10 protein-coding genes and 1 pseudogene are annotated in these 19,688 nt (G+C 63.6%); 8 read left to right on the forward strand and 3 right to left on the reverse strand.

The window, feature by feature from the left end; all coding sequences use genetic code 11:
• The first annotated feature begins 190 nt into the window (after window positions 1-190).
• The 4 genes from BBBF_RS02130 to BBBF_RS02145 all read left to right on the forward strand — a co-directional run bounded on the left by BBBF_RS02130 (window position 191) and on the right by BBBF_RS02145 (window position 11,055).
• Window positions 191-4,474, forward strand: coding sequence for a PD-(D/E)XK nuclease family protein (locus tag BBBF_RS02130; protein ID WP_021647678.1), 4,284 nt, complete (start codon window positions 191-193; stop codon window positions 4,472-4,474).
• Entirely contained in the window at window positions 4,471-8,673 is a 4,203-nt protein-coding gene (locus BBBF_RS02135; RefSeq protein WP_021647679.1) for an ATP-dependent DNA helicase, read from the forward strand. Before BBBF_RS02130 ends, BBBF_RS02135 begins: the two co-directional genes overlap by 4 nt.
• A gap of 136 nt (window positions 8,674-8,809) precedes the next feature.
• Window positions 8,810-9,676 (forward strand): GNAT family N-acetyltransferase, encoded by an 867-nt coding sequence (locus BBBF_RS02140; RefSeq protein ID WP_021647680.1) that lies wholly within the window; start codon window positions 8,810-8,812, stop codon window positions 9,674-9,676.
• Entirely contained in the window at window positions 9,673-11,055 is a 1,383-nt protein-coding gene (locus BBBF_RS02145) for an MFS transporter (RefSeq protein ID WP_021647681.1), read from the forward strand. Before BBBF_RS02140 ends, BBBF_RS02145 begins: the two co-directional genes overlap by 4 nt.
• 388 nt (window positions 11,056-11,443) lie before the next feature.
• Here BBBF_RS02145 and BBBF_RS02150 read toward each other — a convergent pair whose 3' ends face one another.
• The 3 genes from BBBF_RS02150 to BBBF_RS02160 all read right to left on the reverse strand — a co-directional run bounded on the left by BBBF_RS02150 (window position 11,444) and on the right by BBBF_RS02160 (window position 12,432).
• A complete protein-coding gene (locus BBBF_RS02150) occupies window positions 11,444-11,656 on the reverse strand; it encodes a hypothetical protein (protein ID WP_013389593.1) in 213 nt (70 codons plus the stop codon).
• A gap of 208 nt (window positions 11,657-11,864) precedes the next feature.
• A complete protein-coding gene (locus BBBF_RS02155) occupies window positions 11,865-12,044 on the reverse strand; it encodes a type II toxin-antitoxin system RelB/DinJ family antitoxin (protein WP_003812061.1) in 180 nt (59 codons plus the stop codon).
• A 52-nt stretch (window positions 12,045-12,096) separates the two neighbouring features.
• Window positions 12,097-12,432, reverse strand: a complete 336-nt coding sequence (locus BBBF_RS02160; RefSeq protein WP_229029485.1) for a transposase — start codon at window positions 12,430-12,432, stop codon at window positions 12,097-12,099.
• Window positions 12,433-12,670: 238 nt separating this feature from the next.
• On the opposite strand from BBBF_RS02160, the gene dapB reads away from it, so the two are divergent.
• From dapB to pepN, 4 genes and pseudogenes are all read left to right on the forward strand, one after another.
• On the forward strand, window positions 12,671-13,423 hold the full coding sequence (gene dapB / locus BBBF_RS02165; RefSeq protein WP_003812064.1) for a 4-hydroxy-tetrahydrodipicolinate reductase: 753 nt from the start codon (window positions 12,671-12,673) through the stop codon (window positions 13,421-13,423).
• A gap of 148 nt (window positions 13,424-13,571) precedes the next feature.
• Window positions 13,572-14,477 (forward strand): annotated as a pseudogene (dapA, locus tag BBBF_RS02170) (4-hydroxy-tetrahydrodipicolinate synthase).
• A gap of 173 nt (window positions 14,478-14,650) precedes the next feature.
• Complete coding sequence (locus BBBF_RS02175; RefSeq protein WP_003812067.1) at window positions 14,651-16,492, forward strand: ribonuclease J; 1,842 nt, start codon at window positions 14,651-14,653, stop codon at window positions 16,490-16,492.
• A 165-nt stretch (window positions 16,493-16,657) separates the two neighbouring features.
• On the forward strand, window positions 16,658-19,270 hold the full coding sequence (pepN, locus tag BBBF_RS02180; protein ID WP_021647685.1) for an aminopeptidase N: 2,613 nt from the start codon (window positions 16,658-16,660) through the stop codon (window positions 19,268-19,270).
• Window positions 19,271-19,688: the final 418 nt, after the last annotated feature.

Raw genomic sequence — 19,688 nt, forward strand, 5'->3', positions numbered from 1 at the left:
CCCACGCACAACCCTTGATGGGGAGCGCTGAGGAGTGCTCGCCGCAGGCAGGAGCTGCCGTGCGATGACGCAGTTAGTCCAGAATAAAACTGATATAAAAACGGAACATATGGTTCGGTTTTCGATTGTTGGCATATGATGGAGGAACTGTCTGACGGACGACGGGGCCGGCGACGGGAATGGAGGTGCCATGAAGGCGGTTGAAGCACTGCTTGAGGGGGAATCCGGCAAGGCGCTGCTGGTGGTTGGTGCTCCTTGCGTGGGCAAGAGCACGCTGGCCCGTGATGCCTTGATGGCCGGGCTGCGACGGTTCGGCGAATCCGGAGCGATAATGACGGTATCCGGGCGTCAGATCGCCGATGTGATAGGCGATCAGGTGATTCGCGAGCTGGGGGCGACCTCCCAGGCGCGACCGGTCACGACGCTGTCGGCCATCGCGTTCCGGCTGATCACCGTCATGCGTTCGAGGTCGGGCGAGCCGCTGCCGAGGTTGCTGAACGGCGCCGAGCAGGATGCGCTGCTGCGTTCGGTGTGCTCCGTCCATGTGGCTCATGTGCGGGCGGGGGATCCATGCGGCACGTGTTCGTTGCTGCGCGAATACTTCGCCAGGGATGATTGGGACGGCGTGCTGGCCGATGCCGTGGCCGGGAACGACGGCGAGGGTGGTGATGCGGATTCCGGCGTAGGCGTCAATGCCGCCTTCGTCATGCAGCTGCGCGACATGTTGGCCCGCATGGATGAGCTGGGCGTCTCCGAGGATCGTGAAGGAACGGCCCTGTCGGCGTTGAGGCATTGGTCGCCGCGCGTCGAGCGTTTGCATGTGCAGTGGCGTCTCGCGTTCGCGTTGCGCCGCGAATACGAGACCGCGGTGAGTCGTATGTACTCGGGCGAGTACCGGTTGGACTCGTCGCGTCTGCTGGTCGAGGGGGCCAAGGCGGTCGGGATGGTCGGCGATGACGATCTGCCGCGTCTGCTGGTCGTCGACGACTGTCAGGACCTCACCTTCGCCGGGTTCACGTTCCTGAAGGCGCTGCGCGGTGCGGGGACGCGGCTGCTGCTGGTCGGCAATCCGGACGAGGCCGTGCAGACCTTCCGCGGGTCATATCCGGAATACCTGTTCGACCAGATTCGTCGTCAGCTTGGCGCCGACATGGTTCGTCTGTCGGCTGGCGGTGCCGGAAATGGCCGAGTTGAGGAGCGTGCGGTGGACCACGTCGACGGTTATACGTATCGCGATCTGGTCGCATCCCGTATCTCCCTGTCCATCCGATCCACGCAGGACGAGACGGTTCCTCTGCCGCAGAGGCCGGGCAAATTGCCGCAGCTGCCGGCGAGCCTGCCGATTGTCGCATTGCCCCAGGCCGATCCGCTGCCGGGCGATGGCAGTCTGAAAACCGCGCTGTACCGCTCGGCCGACGAAGAGACGGAAGACGTCGTATGGCGCATCAAGCAAGCCCACATCCTTGAAGGACGCAACTGGAACGACATGGCTGTCATCGCGCACGACAACGCCACCGTGCGCACGATCGGCGAACGGCTGCGTCATGACGGCGTGCCTGTACGGTATTCATCGGTCACACGACCGTTGAAGGACGAGCCGTTCGTGCAGGGATTGTTCGCGCTGCTCGAATTGGCGATGCTCAGGAACCAGACGGTGCCCGCGCTGGGCATGAATCTGCAGCAGACCGCACTGTATGTGCGCTCTCGGGTTGCCACGGTGATGGGATGCCCGCTGGTCAGCGTCGGCGGCGGACGGGATCATGAGGGATACCCGGCCAGGCTGGAGCCGGTGGACGCCGCCATGAACGCGTTGGCATCACTCGGCAAGATCGTCACGTGCGAGGACATATGCAAGGGGGATGCGTCCGACGATGTGCCTGGCGGTGCCGCCGACGATGCGGGGAAGACCGGGGACGCTGGAATTGCTGGTGACACCGCTCGAATGCATGCCTTGGGCAGGCTCATGCACGGATGGGAGCAATGGCGCGAATGGGTCGTCTCCGGGCGCGATCGGAAGACCATCACCGACGACACGATCATCGATGTCAAAGCACCGCAAGGCGACGAACTCCAGTTCGGCGTCGATGCCATGTACCTGTTGCTGGAATTCGCGGATGACGCGCATGCGATGCATGGCGGTGTCGCCGGTCTAGGCGGTACAGGTGACGTTGTCGACGATGCCGGTTCCGCTGTCGGGGCAGGCACGAAGGGCGCGTCCGGTATAACCGCCGATGACGTGCTCGCCGCCGTTCAGGAGGTGTGCGGGCGGGGAGACCCGCATTCCCGCGTGTTTGCCCACCTGTGGAATCTAGTGGGGACGGTGGCCCAAGGCCTGAGACAACTGCCGGCGAAGGAACCACAGTATGCGTTGTCCGTGGCTTGGAACGCGTGCGACGTCGCCTCCCGTTGGCAGCGCGAGGCCCTGAACAACACGGATGCCGGACGTGCCGCCAACGACCGTCTGGATACGGCCATGCGGCTGTTCGATTATGCATCCGGCTCGGCCGCAAGCCGGGATCTGCCCGAATTCTTTGCGCAGGTGAGGGCGATGCGCATCGAAGCGGATTCCCTGGCCAAAGTGGCCCCCATCGACGATGCCGTGACGCTGACCACACCGGCGGGCTCATCGGGGAGACACTGGCCGTTGGTGTGGATTCCGGCCATCCAGCAAGGCATATGGCCGAACCTGGCAGCCCGAAACACGATGTTCGGTGGTGAGGATCTGGCTGATGTCATGCTGTATGGAGGGCTGTCCGATGATTCCGGAGAGCATGGCGACAACAAACTGGAATCCGTGCTGTATGCGGAGCAGAAAAGCCTGCTGGTCGCGCTGACCCGCGCATCGGAGCAGGTCACGGCAAGTGCGGTGTACAACGACGATCTGACCCCGTCTGACTTCCTGTACGGATACATACCGGAACGATTCAACCGCGAACGGCATGCGTCGGCCGAAGGGCGGGAATATACCCAGGTCGGTGAAGCCGGACGGCTCCAAGGTCTGGACGCCGATCCTCGCGGCCTGGTCGCCGCCGCCCGCGTGGCGCTCGCCGTACACCCACGAGGTTCCAAGGAATCTCAAGATGCCGTGGATGCGCTGCGACTGCTGGCAAACAATGGTGTCGAAGCCGCTGACATCACGCGTTGGCCGTTCCTCGACGAGGTCGAGGATGCGTCTTCCGGCTCCCGCACGGTGGGATCGCGGGCGGCGGCTCCGGAACCGGACAAGGCCGCGGAGGGAACCGGCCAATCATCGGTGCCGCGGATCGCAACATTGTCGCCATCCGCCGTGGACAGCATCTGGGGATGTCCCGTCTGTTGGATGATGGAAAACCGGTTCACTGGTCCGCGCGCCGGCAGTGTGGCGACCTCGTTCGGCTCGCTGATCCACGCCGTCGCCGAAACCGCCAGCAACGAGGGCCTGGACGCGGCGGACTGGCGCGATGACCTGCCGATTCCGGAACGCGTCAGCACGGTGCGGGACCGTATGATCGCCATCTATGAGGAGCTGCGCGACGATCCGACGGCCAACACCAACCCGGCCGATCAATACAACGCGACGCGCAAGGACAATACCGCGCATGACGTACTGGGCCACATCGCCAGCTACTTCGTCATGTCCAACACCGACGAATACCCGGTAAACAACGTCAAGAACTTCCAGATCGGTACATTGGAAAGCGCACAATGCGAGCGTTCGTTCATCGCGGTATTCGGCTTGGACGACATTCTTGCCGCCTATAACGCGATGGACGGCGTCGACCCGATCGGCCGCGATGAACTCGCCGCCATCATGGGATCGCTGGTTGGCGGGTGGCCCGAAGCCATGAACGACCGGCTGACCGTGCGTCTGTCCGGGCGCATCGACCGTATGGAGACCAGAATCATGCCCGACGGGAAGCGTCACGTTCGCCTGATCGACTACAAGACCGGGAAGGTGCCTTCGACCAAGGCCATATTCAACGATCTTCAGCTGGTCTGCTACCAACTGGGACTCGCATTCCCGGAAAACGGTCCGCGCGGAGCCGAAGCGTTGCAAGTCATGCCGGACATCGCGCAAAGTGGTCTGTTCCATGTCGCACAGAAGGATGCACCTGCGACGTCCGGAACCAGCAACGCGCAGGAGGGAATGTACCAGCCGGCGCTGTTCGCCGATGGCAGTCTGAACACGTCATCGTTCATGCCGCGGAACCGCTACAAGACCCTCGATAAGCTTTCGGATGCTCCCGATTTGATTGAAGAGCCTCCGACCGGTGTAAGCGCAGCGGCATGGCGACAGTTCCTCGGCATGCGCGGCACGCAGGCCGTATGGTCGCTCTCCATGATCGCGAGAGTGTTCTACGCCGCCGCGGCGAGTCGGTCGACCCATATACAGGCAAGGCCGAAACCGGATCATCTCCAGTATTGCCGCATGAAAGCGGCCTGCCCGGCATGCGCCGGCGAAATCAACACCGTCTTCGAAACGAGGCAGTCATGAACGCACCACGATTTACCGACAGCCCCGAGCAGGCAAAAGTCGTCAACGCGCCCACCGGCGATGACGTGCTCGTCGTGGCCGGAGCGGGCAGCGGCAAGACCTATACGATGACCCGCCGCATCATCAACCTCATCGCACAGGGCGTGCCGGCCGAGCGCATCCTCGGCCTCACATTCACGCGCAAGGCCGCGTCGGAACTGCTGTCGCGCGTGTCCGCCGCCGTGCTGGCGGACGGGGGAGACGAGCGCTTTGCGAACCGGGCGTTCCTCAAGCCGGAGGTGTCGACGTACGATGCGTTCTTCCAGACCATCGTGCGGCAATACGGCCTGCTTGTCGGCTTCGACCAGAACACGCAGCCGCTCAGCCAGGCCGGTGCCATACAGCTGGCGACCACCGTGGTCGGCCGTCACATGGACATCCTCTTCGAGCAGGATCTCGGGGCGTTCAAGACCGTGGTGAATGGTGTACTGGGGTTGTCGCATGCCATAGGCAACGCCATGATCGGTGGCAGCACAACAACGATGGACGAGGCCATCGGCCGTGTGCGGGCTTGGGACCAGGCATTCCTCGCGCAACTCGATATCGCCATTGGCGATACGCCGGTTCCTGACGAAGAGCCGAAGGCCAAGGCTCCGACAAAAAACAAGAAGGACACGGAGGAGACCTTCGCGGCCAAACAGGAGGAATACCGGGCGCAACTTCGTGACATATGCGTGTACAAGTGTGCACAGCTGCGCGACGTGACCCGGCGTCGGGAGACGCTGCTGACGCTCGTCGAGGAATACGAGCGGGAAAAGCGGGTTCAGAACATGGCGGAATTCAGCGATTTCACCATTGCCGCCTACCAGCTCGTCGCGCGATTCCCCTCCATCGGGGAGCGGTACCGTCGCCGTTACACGCACGTGCTGCTTGACGAATACCAGGACACCTCCACCACGCAGGCGATGCTCCTCGCCACCCTGTTCCACCCCCAGTCGGCTGATGCCGATGCTGATAGGTCTTCCTCCCGCTGGCGGGAGGCGGCGCGCAGCGCCGGAGGGTGGTCCAAGGATGGCGTCGGGCTGTCGCGATCCGCGGTGAACGCGGTGGGCGACCCGTTCCAGTCGATTTATGCGTGGCGTGGTGCCAGTCCCGGAGCGTTCCGCATGTTCCAAAAGGACTTCGGCATGCCCGCCGACGCGAAACCATACCCGCTCAGCGTCACGCGACGCAACACCTGCATCGTGCTCAGAGCCGCCAACAACCTCACCGAGCCGCTGCGCATACCGCCACGGCGGGCCGGCAGCTCCCTGATGCGCGAAGTGGACGTCGCGAACCTGTCCGCGATGGACAACGCCGCGGAAGGTACGATCGGCGTGCTGGGATTTGCCACCTTCGGCCAGGAAGCCGATGCCGTGGCACGCTTCGCCAAACAGGCCATCGCACGGTACCGGAAGGACGCCGCCACGGCCGCCTCCGATACCCCGCATGTGGCGGTGCTGTTCCGAGGCAAGACGCACATGGCGCAATTCGCCCAAGAACTCGAACGGGCGGGCCTGACGACGTTGGTCGTCGGCTACTCCGCGCTGCTGGAGAGGCCGGAGGTCCAGGATCTGATCGCATTGCTGCATGCGGCCGCCGACCACACCGATTCAGCGTCGTTGATGAGGCTGCTGGCTACGCCGCGATTCGGTTTGGGATCCGAATCGCTCACCCGCCTCGCCGGCATGGCCGAAGATCTCGACAGCCAATGCCGCTACCGTGCACTGGTCGAATCCGGCATCATAGGTTCAGGCTCCGATGGCGCTCGTGCCGATGATGGTCATGATGAGGCAATAGTCTCCACGTCCATTGATTCCGGTCTCGTTTCGGAAGCGGATGGCGGCTCCGACATCGCGACGTTCGCCGACCCGCAGGTGAAGGCCATCGTTAAGCAATACCGGGATCGAGTGCCGCATGCGGTGTTCCTCATCGACATGATGATGCGGGATGACCTGCCGTCGCTGCTGTCGCGTCGCGGCGGATTCGACGAGACGACATCACGCCGTATCATACAGGCGGGCGAAGTACTGCAGCGTGTGCATGCCGTGACTAATCACCCGCTGAAGGAAGTGATTGACGCCGCGGTGCGGGCCTTGAACCTCGACATCGACACAATCGTCGCCCAGGCGGTCAAAAACCCCTCCCAGCCGGTGAACCCCACGCAGGCGCGTTCGCCTCTGCAGTCGGTCGCCGCACTGGTCGACACCTATACGCAGGAAATCGTCGAAGGCGTGAATCCGACTTTGCGTGGATTCATGTCATGGGTTGACTCGCTTGGTCAGATAGAGGAGGGTACCGCGGCGGTGCCCGACACTCCTGCGGACGTGGTGCTGATGACCATCCATCAGGCCAAGGGATTGGAATGGGACGCCGTCGCCGTGGTGTCCATGCAATCAGGAGTGTTCCCCAGCAATCAGGGCGGTTTGCATGTCGAGCTGGACGCGGAGCATCCCGGCGGCGGTGCCGGCGAATCGTGGACTCCCCCGGAATACAAGGCGACGGTTCGTTCATGGGCGGACGACCCGGCCGCGGTACCTGCGCCCGTGCGCGTCGACGCCGGTATCCTGCCACGTTTCCCGCACGACGCGAATCCGGATGACGCCCCGGTCGAAACACTGCGTGCCCTGGACGATGTCGAAGTCATCGACGACGAGTTTTACGGAGACCTGCGCAGCAAGGACATCGGAGACGATATGGATGTCGCCGACCCGTCCAGCTGGTATCTCACCCAGGAAGAGGAATATGGCCGACGTCTGCTGGCTGACGAACGGCGACTCGCATATGTGGCGCTGACCCGGGCCAAGAAAGACGCGCTGCTCACCTACAGCCAGTATTCGATTCTGGATCGAGACCCGAGCCAGTACCTGAACCGTCCCGGCAAAAGACCGAGCGCCTCGAAGCCGTCGGTATTCTGGACGGAGATGCAGGACTCGCTATGCCATGAGAGCGGTCTGGTATCCGCGTGCAAGAGCGGGAGCGCGGGATACTCCGAAAATGCGGATGCCATTGCCGACAGTAGCCCTGACTTGGCGGTGGCCGGTGCGGCATCAGGTGCGTCTGCGCACCCATCGCTGGACCAGCTGGGTGTGGACAGGCCGCAGGGGTTCTTCGTCGGCGACCACGCCACCGAATATGAGCGGGATGTCGTCGAAGAGGCATGGAACGCCCCATTGGAGGAACGCGAACAGGCCGGCGGCCCGACATGGCCGGCCAAGTTGTCCGAGGAAACCCTGTCGAAGCTCACCGGCGGGCTGTCCGGCGATTCCGGGCTTGTGACCGACGATCCGGACTCCCTGCTGGCGCGCGCCCGAATGCTCGTTGAAGACCCCGATCTGATGCCATGGTCCTTCGGCCGAGGCGAGCGCGAGATCGACCGCTATGTCCGCCGTCAGGCGGAGCACCTGCTGGAGCACGGACGGCAGAACGTCACCGCGTTGCAGGCGAGGGCGGGACATATGACCCAGCGCGAGGAACGCGGCTATTGGCGTGGCCTGATCCGGCCCATCCCGCGCGTCGCATCCCCCGCCGCTGAGGCGGGCACCCTGTTCCACGCATGGGCGGAACAATTCATCAACGCCTACGGCGACGGCCAATCAATAGATGCAGACGGCATCGGCGCATACGATTCCAGCAGCATCGAAACCGGTACGGCCGGCACCTGCCGCGAGCCGGTGACCCGCGAATCCCTGCTGCACGATCTGTCCGAACTGGAAATGAAATCCGACACGCTGACGGCGAAGGAACGACAGCTCACCGTATGGCAGCGTCGACTCGCCGAATCGACGTGGTCGGAGCGTCGCCCGGCGTGGGCGGAACGTCAGATCGTCGTGTCGATTCCCCAGCTCGGTGACGTCATCGTCAACGGCAAACTCGATGCGGTGTTCCACGGCGGACTGGACGCGAACGATCCGACGAAGCAATACACCATCGTCGACTGGAAGACCGGGCGCAAGCCACGCAAGCCGCAGGACATCGAACACAAGCTCGTGCAGCTCGACTGGTATCGGCTGCTGCTGTCGTACATCGAGCACGTGCCGCTGGACAGAATCGACGCCACCCTCTACTATCTGAGTGAGCCTGATGAAGGCGCGCGCGAGCTGCACGCCCGCGCGAAAACCGAACAAGAGATCCTAGCCGAGTTGAGCTCCGGCATTCCCGAAGGATCCGACAATGACTAGGTGACCGCCAAGGGGGCGGCACACGCTGCGGATGGAACGCGCCGCAGCCGTCATGCCGGGAGGGATGCCGCGACCCTTGGCGCACCGTGTGGGCGGGCACACGTGCCGGACGCAACAACCACAAAGGAGCAGAACCATGGTTGCGCACGACAACACCGTCATGAATGCCACCATCACCAATGCCACGCCATCCGCCGATGACGAGAGCACCCTCTCGGAGAGCACGCCGATCGGGACGGACCCACAGCGTGACGTCATGTCTGACGTCGTGCCTGACGTCACGCCGGAGGAGGTGCCGGGCGTCACAATCGCATCTACGCCGGCAACGGCAACAGTGCCCGCCGAGGAGATGAAACCATCGCAATCGGTGACCTACCGGCCCATGCGTTGGAATGATCTGGACGACATCGTCCGGGAGTTCGACCGCACATGGGGTCAGTGCAGCGCGGCCGCCGGCACGCCGGTGTCCATGCAGATATCCCGGCACTTCGTGCTGCACTACCTCGAACCGACCACCCGCGCCATCGTCGCCGAACTCGACGGCCGCTTCATGGGCGTCACACTGTCGCGCGTCGCCGGCGAGCCATTGGCCTTCCCGCAAGCCAAGCAGGAACTCGCCGCGATCAACGGCGAACTGAACCGGTCGACGCTCGGCACGAAAACCCTGTCCGAGACCGAGCAATGGCATGAGATGGAACTGCGCATGGAACGCGAAATCGACATCAACGACGTCGCGCGCGGCGAGATCGAGCTGTTCCTCGTCGCGAAAAGCGCTCGCGGACACGGCGTCGGCGGTTCGCTCTGGCGGCAGGCGATGGACTATTTCGCGAATTGCCAGGTCGCCCGGTTCTACCTGCACACCGACTCCAGTTGCGACGTGAGCTTCTACGACCACAAGGGGCTGAACTGCATCGCCGCCCGATACGCGGCGGACCATCCCGAGGATGGCGCAGACATGGACGACATCTTCATCTACGCCGGAACCCCGGAGAACACTCGATGAGCGGGGCTCAACAGCAGAGCCGATCCGTCGCATCGCAGTCGCCGTACGCGCAACTGTTCCGCATTCCCGGCGCCAAGGCGTTCTGCATCTCCGGAGCGGTGGCCCGATTGCCGATCTCGATGATGTCGCTGGGCATCGTGCTCGCGCTCAACCACATGTACGACAACTGGACGGTCGCCGGGTCGATGAGCGCCATGTACATCCTCGCCGTCGCCGCGGTCACGCCGTTCTACGCGCGCCTGTTCGACCGGTTCGGGCAGCGGCGTGTCGGACCGGTGGCGCTTGGTGTGCAGATAGTGGCGATGCTTGCGTTCGCACTGGCGGCGCTCGCCCGAGTGCCCATCCCGGTGCTGTTCGCGCTGGCCATATGCATGGGGCTGACCCAGTTCTCGTTCGGCGCCCTCGTGCGCACCCGCTGGGCGTATGCGCTGCGCGGTTCGCAGCACGAGTCGCTGCTCAACACCGCGTATGCGCTGGAAGCGGCCATCGATGAGATCGTATTCATCTTCGGCCCGATTCTGGCGGCGTTCCTCGCCACCTCGGTGCACCCGGTGTCGCAGTTGTTCGTGCCCACGCTGGCCTGCGGCATCGGGGGAGCGGTGTTCTTCTCGCTGAAGAACACCGTCCCGCCCGTGTTGGAGCCGATTGACGTCGTCGCCGCCGAAATACCGGACGCGCAGTCGAACGCCGTCACCGGTCAGCCGGCTCCCGCACTCCAGACGGCCGGAGACCATGCCGCACCGACGCCCTCCCCCGAAGACAACGGTTTCCGGCTGCGTCGTCTGCACCGGCCCTATTCCGCCAAGCCGCGCAATGTACTGACGTACCGGGGCATTCTGCCGCTGCTGGTCGTGTTCGTGGTGTTCAACATGAGCTTCACCGCATTCGACGTGTCCATGACGGCCACGATGAAGGCCGCCGGCGCGGAGCGGTTCCTCGGCCTGCAGCTCGCCATGTTCGCGGTCGGCTCCTGCATCGGGGCGGTCATCTTCGGTTCCCGGGAGATGAAAGGCTCGCACTGGCGGCATATGGTCATGTTCCTGACGCTGCTCACCGTCGGCTATGTGGTGTTCCGCATGGTGATGGGCAATTTCCTGATCCTCGGCGTCATGGAGATCCTGACCGGCCTGTGCGTCTCCCCGCTGTTCGCTACCGGCAACCTGATCGTCAAGGACATCGTGCCCGTGCGCTCGCTCACCGAAGGACTGTCGTGGGTGACCACCGCAGGCTCGGTCGGCACCTCGTTCGGGTCGACCATCGCCGGTGCCGTGCTGGACGCATCCAGTCCGCACATGAGCATGATGATTCCGTGGATCGTCACCCTGTGCGCGGTGCCGCTCGCCCTGCTCGGCTGGTTCCTCGCCCGAAAACGGCGCTGACGTCCGTCAGCCATGTACCCGCCGTGGAACGCGGCGACGCAGAAGCGCGTCGCCGTCACCCTCGCCCGCGCTCCTGCGCGGATCTCCAGTATCTGCGCGACCCTGTCGTTCACGTCCGCCTTCGTGGCGAGCCGGTGTTCGAGCAACGGCTCGCCGATGGCCCGCCCGATGACCGGTCGGGTCTTGAGCAGCCCGGCCGTGTACGGGTGCGCTGGATGGTCGAACACGTCATACACGTCGCCGGTTTCCAGCAGACGCCCGGCATACATGACCGCCACCTTGTCGGCGATCTGCGCGACCACGCCGAAATCATGGGTGATGAACAGCGCGGAAAGCCCGTATTCGTCCTTCAGCGACATCAGCAGGTCGAGGATCTGTGCCTGTATCGTCACGTCGAGCCGGTGGTCGGTCCGTTGGCATGGTTCCATACGGCACGTAGCCATTGCTGCACTCCGAGAACTCCGCCATCCTCTGTGGGAAGCGTCAGCCTGCGACGGTGCAGGGCGGAGACCTCGGTGACCACGGGGAAGTGTCGAATGGTGTTGCCGTTCACGTTGCCTGCGATATGCGACAGCCCCTTGTCCCAAGTGACCAGTTGCACGTATTCCCGGCCGTTCGCCTCCGACAGCGGATGCACCGTGGCCCAGCCGACCTCGGTGTTCCAGAACCACAGCGAGGTTGAAGGTTTCGCTCGTTTCGATCATTGGGCCACATGAGGCGCATACCAGTCCACGAGCCCATCTGCACTCACGGTGTCACCTCGGAATCCGCGCACGTCTTGAGGACGGAGGTCTTTGATGCGGATGACCTTATCTGCCATTCGACGTTTCCTTCTTGACCTCGAACGGGAGTCCCTGTTCCCTGACGACGGCCTTCAGGAAGATCGTGACCGCGCCGGAGAGGGTGAGCCCGAGGTCTTCGAGCACGCGGCTGGATTCCTCCTTGAGCTGCGGGTCTATCCTCATGGTCGTGGTGGGTATGCTCGCCATATGCGCCTCCTATGCTTGTCGGTTGTTCCGACTGTACATCGTATGCACGGTGTCATGCGGCTTTCCGCCAATAATCCATGTACGGTGGTGTCATGCGCTGGCAGTCACGGCGGCGGATGCGATACAGGCCTTTGCCGAGCTGGCGGGCGAGCAGCCCATCATCGTCGGTTTCGCCGAATCCGTCGGTGAACGCGACGAGCCATTGGAACCAGTCCAGGTAGGCTTGCAGGTATTTCGTTGACACGCCGTGGAAGCCGAACATGAAAGCCTCCAATCGCGCATGCAGCGTGTTCACGCGGTTGATGGCGAGATCGCGCTCCTGTGGCGTCAGTTCGCCAACTTCCTTCCTGACCCTATCGGCTATACGCGCCACCTTGCCTGTTCTCATACCTACCATCATTGTAGCTACCCAGTAACCACACTGCAAGGCAAAAAGTCAACCTTGGTCTAACGAGCCAGAATTTATGAAGCCGTATCAGTGCGTTGTGGAACGGTGCGCCGAACCGGTCGGAGCCGGGATGTGACCCAGCTTACGGACAGGTGGCCGGACCATGGGCCGGCATGCCTATATATTGGTAGGGAATTTTGGAAAAGTTACGGACGGTTTCGCTCGGAAAGGTCGTGTGATGGTCAGGGTTTCAGTGGTCGGCGCCAAAGGGCGCATGGGATCTCATGTGGTGGATGCGGTGAACGGTGCGCAGGACATGCAGCTCGCCTTCGCACTCGACGCGGGCGATGACCTGATGCGGATCACGCCGGAGAACACCGATGTCGTGGTGGAGTTCACCGTGCCGTCCGTTTCGCTCGACAATGTGCTCGCGCTTGTGAAGCGGGGGGTCGACGTGGTGGTCGGCACCACCGGTTGGACCGATGAGAGACTCGCCAAGGTCACGGCGGCACTCGCCGAGGCTCCCCGTGACGATCAGGCCGTGTTCATCGCGCCCAACTTCGCGATTTCCGCCGTGCTGGCCGATTATTTCGCCAAGGTCGCCGCGCCGTACTTCGAGTCCGCAGAGGTCATCGAGCTGCATCATCCCACCAAGGTGGATGCGCCCTCCGGAACCGCTATCCACACTGCCCGCGCCATCGCGGATGCGCGCAAGGCGGCCGGCCTCGGCGCCATGCCGGATGCCACCGAGACGGATGGCGGCTCTCGCGGGCAGGTCGTCGACGGCGTGCACGTGCATGCCGTGCGTCTGCGCGGGCTCAACGCGCATGAGGAGGTATTGCTCGGCAATGCGGGCGAGCAGCTGACCATCCGCGCCGACAGCTTCGACCGCATCAGCTTCATGCCTGGCGTGCTGCTCGCCGTGCGCAAGGTCGCCGACGGCGGTCATGCCGGCCTGACCGTCGGCCTCGACAAGTTCCTCGACCTGTAAAGCGTTGGCCTGGCATCCCCCATCCGGCGATAATCCCGTTTGGTGGGGTCTGGATGGGACTTTGGTGGGATGAAGGAGGTCCGGGACGCGTTCATATTATGTACGGGTGACGGCGATGCGTCCTTGCTGCCAAGTACGGTAAAGAGATATGAGTGACGGTACTATGCATCTTCTCAACCCGGCTCCGTTCGGACGCATCCTCCCCGCAATGGTCACCCCCATGAAAGCAGACGGGACGGTTGATTTCGAGGCCGCGCAGTCTCTGGCGAAGCAATTGGTCGCCGACGGCGCCGACGGGTTGGTGGTGAACGGCACGACCGGCGAATCCCCCGTGACCCACATGGAGGAGAAGGTCGAGCTGGTGAGGGCCGTCAAGGAAGTCGTGGACGTCCCGGTGATCTCCGGTGCCGGCTCGAACGATACCGCGCACACCGTGCGCATGGTCGAGTAGACGCAGGAGGCGGGAGCCGACGCGGTGCTCGTGGTTATGCCGTACTACTCGCGCCCCAGCCAGGACGGCGTGGTCGGCCATTACAAGGCCGTCGATTCCGTGGCCGAGAGGCCGATCATCGTATATGACGTGCCCGGCCGTACCGGGCTGAAAGTCCGCGTCGAAACATATGACCGTCTTGCCGAGCTTGAGCATGTCAAAGCCGTCAAGGACGCGACCGGCGACCTCGCCGCCGCCGTCGAAAAGCAGCAGCGCACCGGCCTCGCCTGGTATTCGGGTGATGATGGCCTGTTCCTGCCGTTCCTGTCGATCGGCGCCGTGGGCATCATCTCGGTGATCGCGCACGTCGCCTCCTCGCCGATGCGCCAGCTGGTCGAGGCGTTCGACCACGGCGACATCCATCAGGCGCAGCGCCTCGCCAACCAGCTCGCCCCGCTCGTCCACGCGCTCAACGGCGACGGCTACCAGGCCGTCATGGCCAAGGCCTCGCTGAGAATCAAGGGCTATCTTTCCTCCACGGCCATGCGCCTGCCGAACATCGGCCCGGACGCCGATCAACTGGCCAAGGCCGAAGAGGGCATGAAAGCAGCGGGACTGCTCTGACCGGGCCACACCGGCCTCGCTCGGGATGCACCCGGATTACGGCATCGTCCGACTCCGGGAACGGCCGTCCCGGTCGCGGATGCGACCGGCCTCGGCGGACACGGGCGAGCGGTTGCAGATAACGTCGTTTCCGTGACACAGACGGAAGCAAAGAAACAGAAAACCAATAGAGAATGGCACAAGAACAACAAAAGAAGAACAATTCACGCAGGTCCCGTTCCGGTGGCGCGTCGCGCCGCCGCGGATCCGCGAATCGCAACACCAGCAACGCCGGCTCGTTCAAGGGCCAGGCCACCGCTCCCCAGCAGGACGACGTCCTGATCGCCCCGCCGAAGTACCGCAAGGGTTCGATGCGCATCACGCCGCTCGGCGGTCTGGGCGAAATCGGCCGCAACATGAACGTAATCGAATACAACGGTCACCTGCTGCTCATCGACTGCGGCGTGCTCTTCCCCGAAGAGGAGCAGCCGGGCGTCGACCTGATTCTTCCCGATTTCAGCTACATCAAGAACCGTCTCGACAAGGTCGACGCGCTCGTGCTCACTCATGGCCATGAGGACCATATCGGCGGCGTGCCCTACCTGCTCAAGCTGCGCCCGGACATCCCGCTGATCGGCTCCAAGCTGACCCTCGCCTTCGTTGAGGCGAAATGCCAGGAGCACAACCAGCATCCCACCATGGTGGAGGTCAAGGGACGCGACAAGCTCAAGGTCGGCCCGTTCAACCTCGAATTCGTCACCGTCACCCACTCGATCCCCGACGCGCTCGCCGTGTACGTCAAGACGCCCGCCGGCTCCCTGATTGACACCGGCGACATCAAGCTCGACCAGCTGCCGCTCGACCACAAGATCACCGATCTGGTGGAATTCGGCAAGATCGGCGAGCAGGGCGTGGATCTGCTGATGATGGACTCCACCAACGCCGAGGTGCCAGGCTTCGTCAAGCCGGAGACCTCCATCGGACCCGCGCTCGACCAGGCGTTCGCGCAGGCGAGCCGCAAGATCATCGTCGCCAGCTTCTCCTCGCACGTGCACCGCGTCCAGCAGGTCGTCGACGTCGCCCACAAGTACGGGCGCAAGGTCGTCTTCGTCGGCCGCTCGATGGTGCGCAACATGTCCATCGCCGCCGACCTCGGCTACCTGCACATCCCCGAAGGCACCGTCATCGACCTCAAGAAGGCGCACGATGTGCAGGACGACAAGCTCGTCTTCATGTGCACCGGTTCGCAGGGTGAGCCGATGGCCGCCCTCGGACGCATCGCCGACGGCAACCACCGCGACATCACCATCAACGAGTTCGACACGGTGATACTCGCCAGCTCCCTGATTCCAGGCAACGAGCATGGCGTGTACAAGGTCATCAACAAGCTCGTGCAGCTCGGCGCGCGCGTCGTCAACCGCGACAACGCGGCCGTGCACGTGTCCGGTCACTGCAACGAGGGCGAGCTGCTGTACATGTACAACATCGTCAAGCCCAAGTGCGCGATGCCCATCCACGGCGAGAACCGCCACTTGGTCGCCAACGGCCTGATCGCCGTCAAGACCGGCGTCGATCCGAAGAACGTGGTGCTGGCGGAGGATGGCGACGTCGTCGACCTGTACCACGGTCAGGCCGCGGTCGTCGGCTCCGTGCCGTGCGGCTACGTGTACGTGGACGGCGATTCGGTCGGCGAGATCACCGACGAGGAGCTTGAGAAGCGCCGCATCCTCGGCACCGAAGGCTTCGTGTCCAGCTTCGTCGTGGTCGATACCGAGGCCTCCGAAGTCGTCACCGGCCCGAAGATCTTCCTCAACGCTGTCGCCGAAGACGAAAGCGAGTTCGACAAGATCCGCCATCAGATCGTCGAGCAGCTGCAGGACGCGATGATGCAGGGGACGAAGGACACGCACAGACTGCAGCAGATCATGCGCCGCACGCTCGGCGGATGGATCGCCCGACAGCTGCACCGCAAGCCGATGATCGTTCCGGTCGTCGCCGACATCGCCCAGGACATCATCGAAGAACCCAGCAAGTAAACCGCTTCGGCTCACGCAAGTGACGCCGGCATACGTCCAGAAGCAAGCCTGAACGTCAACGTCTCAGCGAGGAGTAGGGAACCGCGTGAACGGTTCCTTGTTCCTTTTTCTGTCGCGACGGTCCCGGCTTCTTTCGGGAAGACATATCAGAAGGAGTTAGAAAATATGCCAGGTGCAAACCTTACCCGCGTGGAAGCCGAGGAACGCAAGTCCATCGTCTCCGCCCCCATCAGCTACCATGTCCAGCTTGATCTGACCCGGGACGCGCGCACGTTCGGCTCGACCACGACGATCTGCTTCGGCGCCGAGCCGGGCAGCGAGACGTTCCTCGACCTGATCGCCGACAACGTGACCGAGATCATCCTGAACGACGAGGCGCTCGACCCCGCGCAGGTGTTCGAGGACAACCGCATCGCGCTCACCGGCCTGCGCCGCCGCAACGAGGTCACCGTCAAGGCCGACTGCGTGTACTCCAACACCGGCGAGGGCCTGCACCGCAGCGTGGACCCGTCCGACGGCAACATCTACCTGTACTCCCAGTTCGAGGTGCCGGACGCGCGCCGCGTGTACGCGGTGTTCGACCAGCCCGACCTGAAGGCCACGTTCGACTTCACCGTGCTCGCGCCGAAGTCGTGGATCGTCACGTCGAACATGCCGGTCAAGTCCAAGGAGGACGTCGACGACGTCATCACCGCAGACGGGGTGCTCGGCGACCACGAGCCCGAATCCGCCCGCAGCTGGACGTTCGAGACCACGCCTATCATGAGCTCGTACCTGACCGCCATCTGCGCCGGTCCGTACGCCGAATGGCACACCACCTACCTCAACGAGGACGGCCGCACCGTGCCTATGGCCCAGTACTGCCGCCAGGCGCTCGCCCCCGCGTTCGCCAAGGACGTCGACTACCTGTTCGACATCACTAAGAAGGGCTTCGCGTTCTACGCCAAGACGTGGGGCGTGCCCTACCCGTACGCCAAGTTCGACCAGATCTACGTGCCCGAGTACAACGCGGGCGCGATGGAGAACATCGGCATGGTCACGATCCGCGACCAGTACGTGTTCGAGTCGAAGGTCACCGACGCGCTCGCCGAGCGCCGCGTGGTGACCGTACTGCACGAGCTCGCCCACATGTGGTTCGGCGACTACGTGACGATGAAATGGTGGAACGACCTGTGGCTCAACGAGTCCTTCGCCGAGTTCACCTCCACGCTCGCCACCGCCGAGGCCACCGAATGGCATGACGCCTGGGCCACGTTCTGCTCCGGCGAGAAGAGCTGGGCGCTGAACCAGGACCAGCTGAGCACCACGCACCCGATCGTCGCCCCGATCAACGACCTCAACGACACGTACGTCAACTTCGACGGCATCACCTACGCGAAGGGCGCCTCCGTGCTCAAGCAGCTCGTGTACTACGTCGGCCGCGAGAAGTTCTTCCAGGGCATCAACCAGTACCTCAACAAGTACGCATACTCCAACGCCACGCTCGCCGACCTGCTGCACGAGCTGGAGAAGGCGTCCGGCCGCGATCTCAAGGCGTGGAGCGCCAAGTGGCTGGAGGAGTCCGGCATCAACACGATCGCCACCGAGGTCGAGGAGAACGCGGACGGCACCATCGCCTCGCTCACGCTCAACCAGACCGCCCCCGCCGAGCACCCGGTGTTGCGCCCGCATCGCCTCGCGGTCGGCTTCTATGACGAGGATCCGGCCACCGGCAAGATCGTGCGCACCGACCGCTTCGAGCTTGACGTGGACGGCGAATCCACCGTGGTCGCCGCCGCGGCCGGCAAGAAGCGCCCCGCGTTCATCCTGGTGAACGACGATGATCTGACATACACGAAGCTGCGTTTCGACGCCGATTCGCTCTCGTTCGCCCTGGCGAACCTGCAGCGTTTCGATGATGCGCTCGCCCGCGCGGTCGTGTGGCTGTCGCTGTGGGACATGACCCGTGACGGCGATCTCGCCGCCGAGAAGTTCATCGACACGACGCTGGCGCTGCTCGCCACCGAGACCGAGTCCACCACGTTCCGTTACGCGCTGAGCTGCATGAGCACCACCGCGTGGCACTACACCGCGCCGGATCGCCGCGCGGACGTGGTCAAGCACGTCGCCAAGGAGCTGTGGAAGCTCGTCATCGCCGCTCCCGGCGGATCCGACCAGCAGTTCCAGCTCGTCACGGCGTACCTCGGCTACGGCGAGGAGGGCGACGCCGAGTTCGCCGAGCACGCGCAGGGCCTCTTCGACGGCTCGCTGATCGTGGCCGGACTGGAGATCGACAACAACTTCACGTGGACGATCATCAACGCGCTCTCCTCGGTGAAGCTGATCGACCAGGCCGGCATCGACGCGCAGCTCGCCAAGCGCGACACCACCGAGAACCGCGAGTTCGCGCTCGGCGCCCACGCGGTGCGTGGCGACGCCGCCGCGAAGGAATGGGCCTGGATCGAGGCGCTCAACAACGCCGACCTGACCAACATGCAGCTGGAGGCCGTGGCCCGCGGGTTCGGCGCCACGCCGCGCCCCGACCTGGCCGAGCCGTACGCCGCCAAGTACTACGACGTGGTCGACTGGGTGTGGAAGAACAAGAGCTTCCACATGGCCGAGGCGCTGCTTGAGGGCCTGTACCCGTACTACGCCGACCCGGCCACGCTGGTCGAACTCGGTCATCGGTGGCTCGCCGACCATGAGGATGCCGACAACGCCCTGAAGCGCATCGTGCGCGGCAATGTGGAATCCTCCCAGCGCACGCTCAAGGTGCGCGACTTCAACGCCGCGCTGTAAGGCGGCGCGACCGACCCATACGAAACGCCCTTCGCGTAACGTGCGCCTGCAAGGCCGCCGTTCGCGCGAAGGGCGTTTCGCGTGCATGAGTATGTACCGGCGGTGCGGCAGAGTCGTCGTGTTGCCGTATCGCCGTGTTGCCGTGATTCGTTGTACAACTCCCGCATATCAGCGAAACGCAGATGTTGTGCACCTACGGCGCTGTACAACTCCCGCAAACGGGCAAAATATACGTGTTGTACAGTGACTTGAGCCGCGAAATCGTTGATTTCAAGCCATTCTCTTATCGCGCCTAAATATCTGCCGTCGTACAACTCCTGCATAATGCGTAATCGCGGACGTTGTCCAGCGTGATGTACCGTGCCGTCACATGCCGCGCCCCTGCGACTGCGCCGTTCACTGCCCGTATACCGAAATG

It is taken from the genome of Bifidobacterium bifidum ATCC 29521 = JCM 1255 = DSM 20456, assembly GCF_001025135.1.
GTDB lineage: Bacteria > Actinomycetota > Actinomycetes > Actinomycetales > Bifidobacteriaceae > Bifidobacterium > Bifidobacterium bifidum.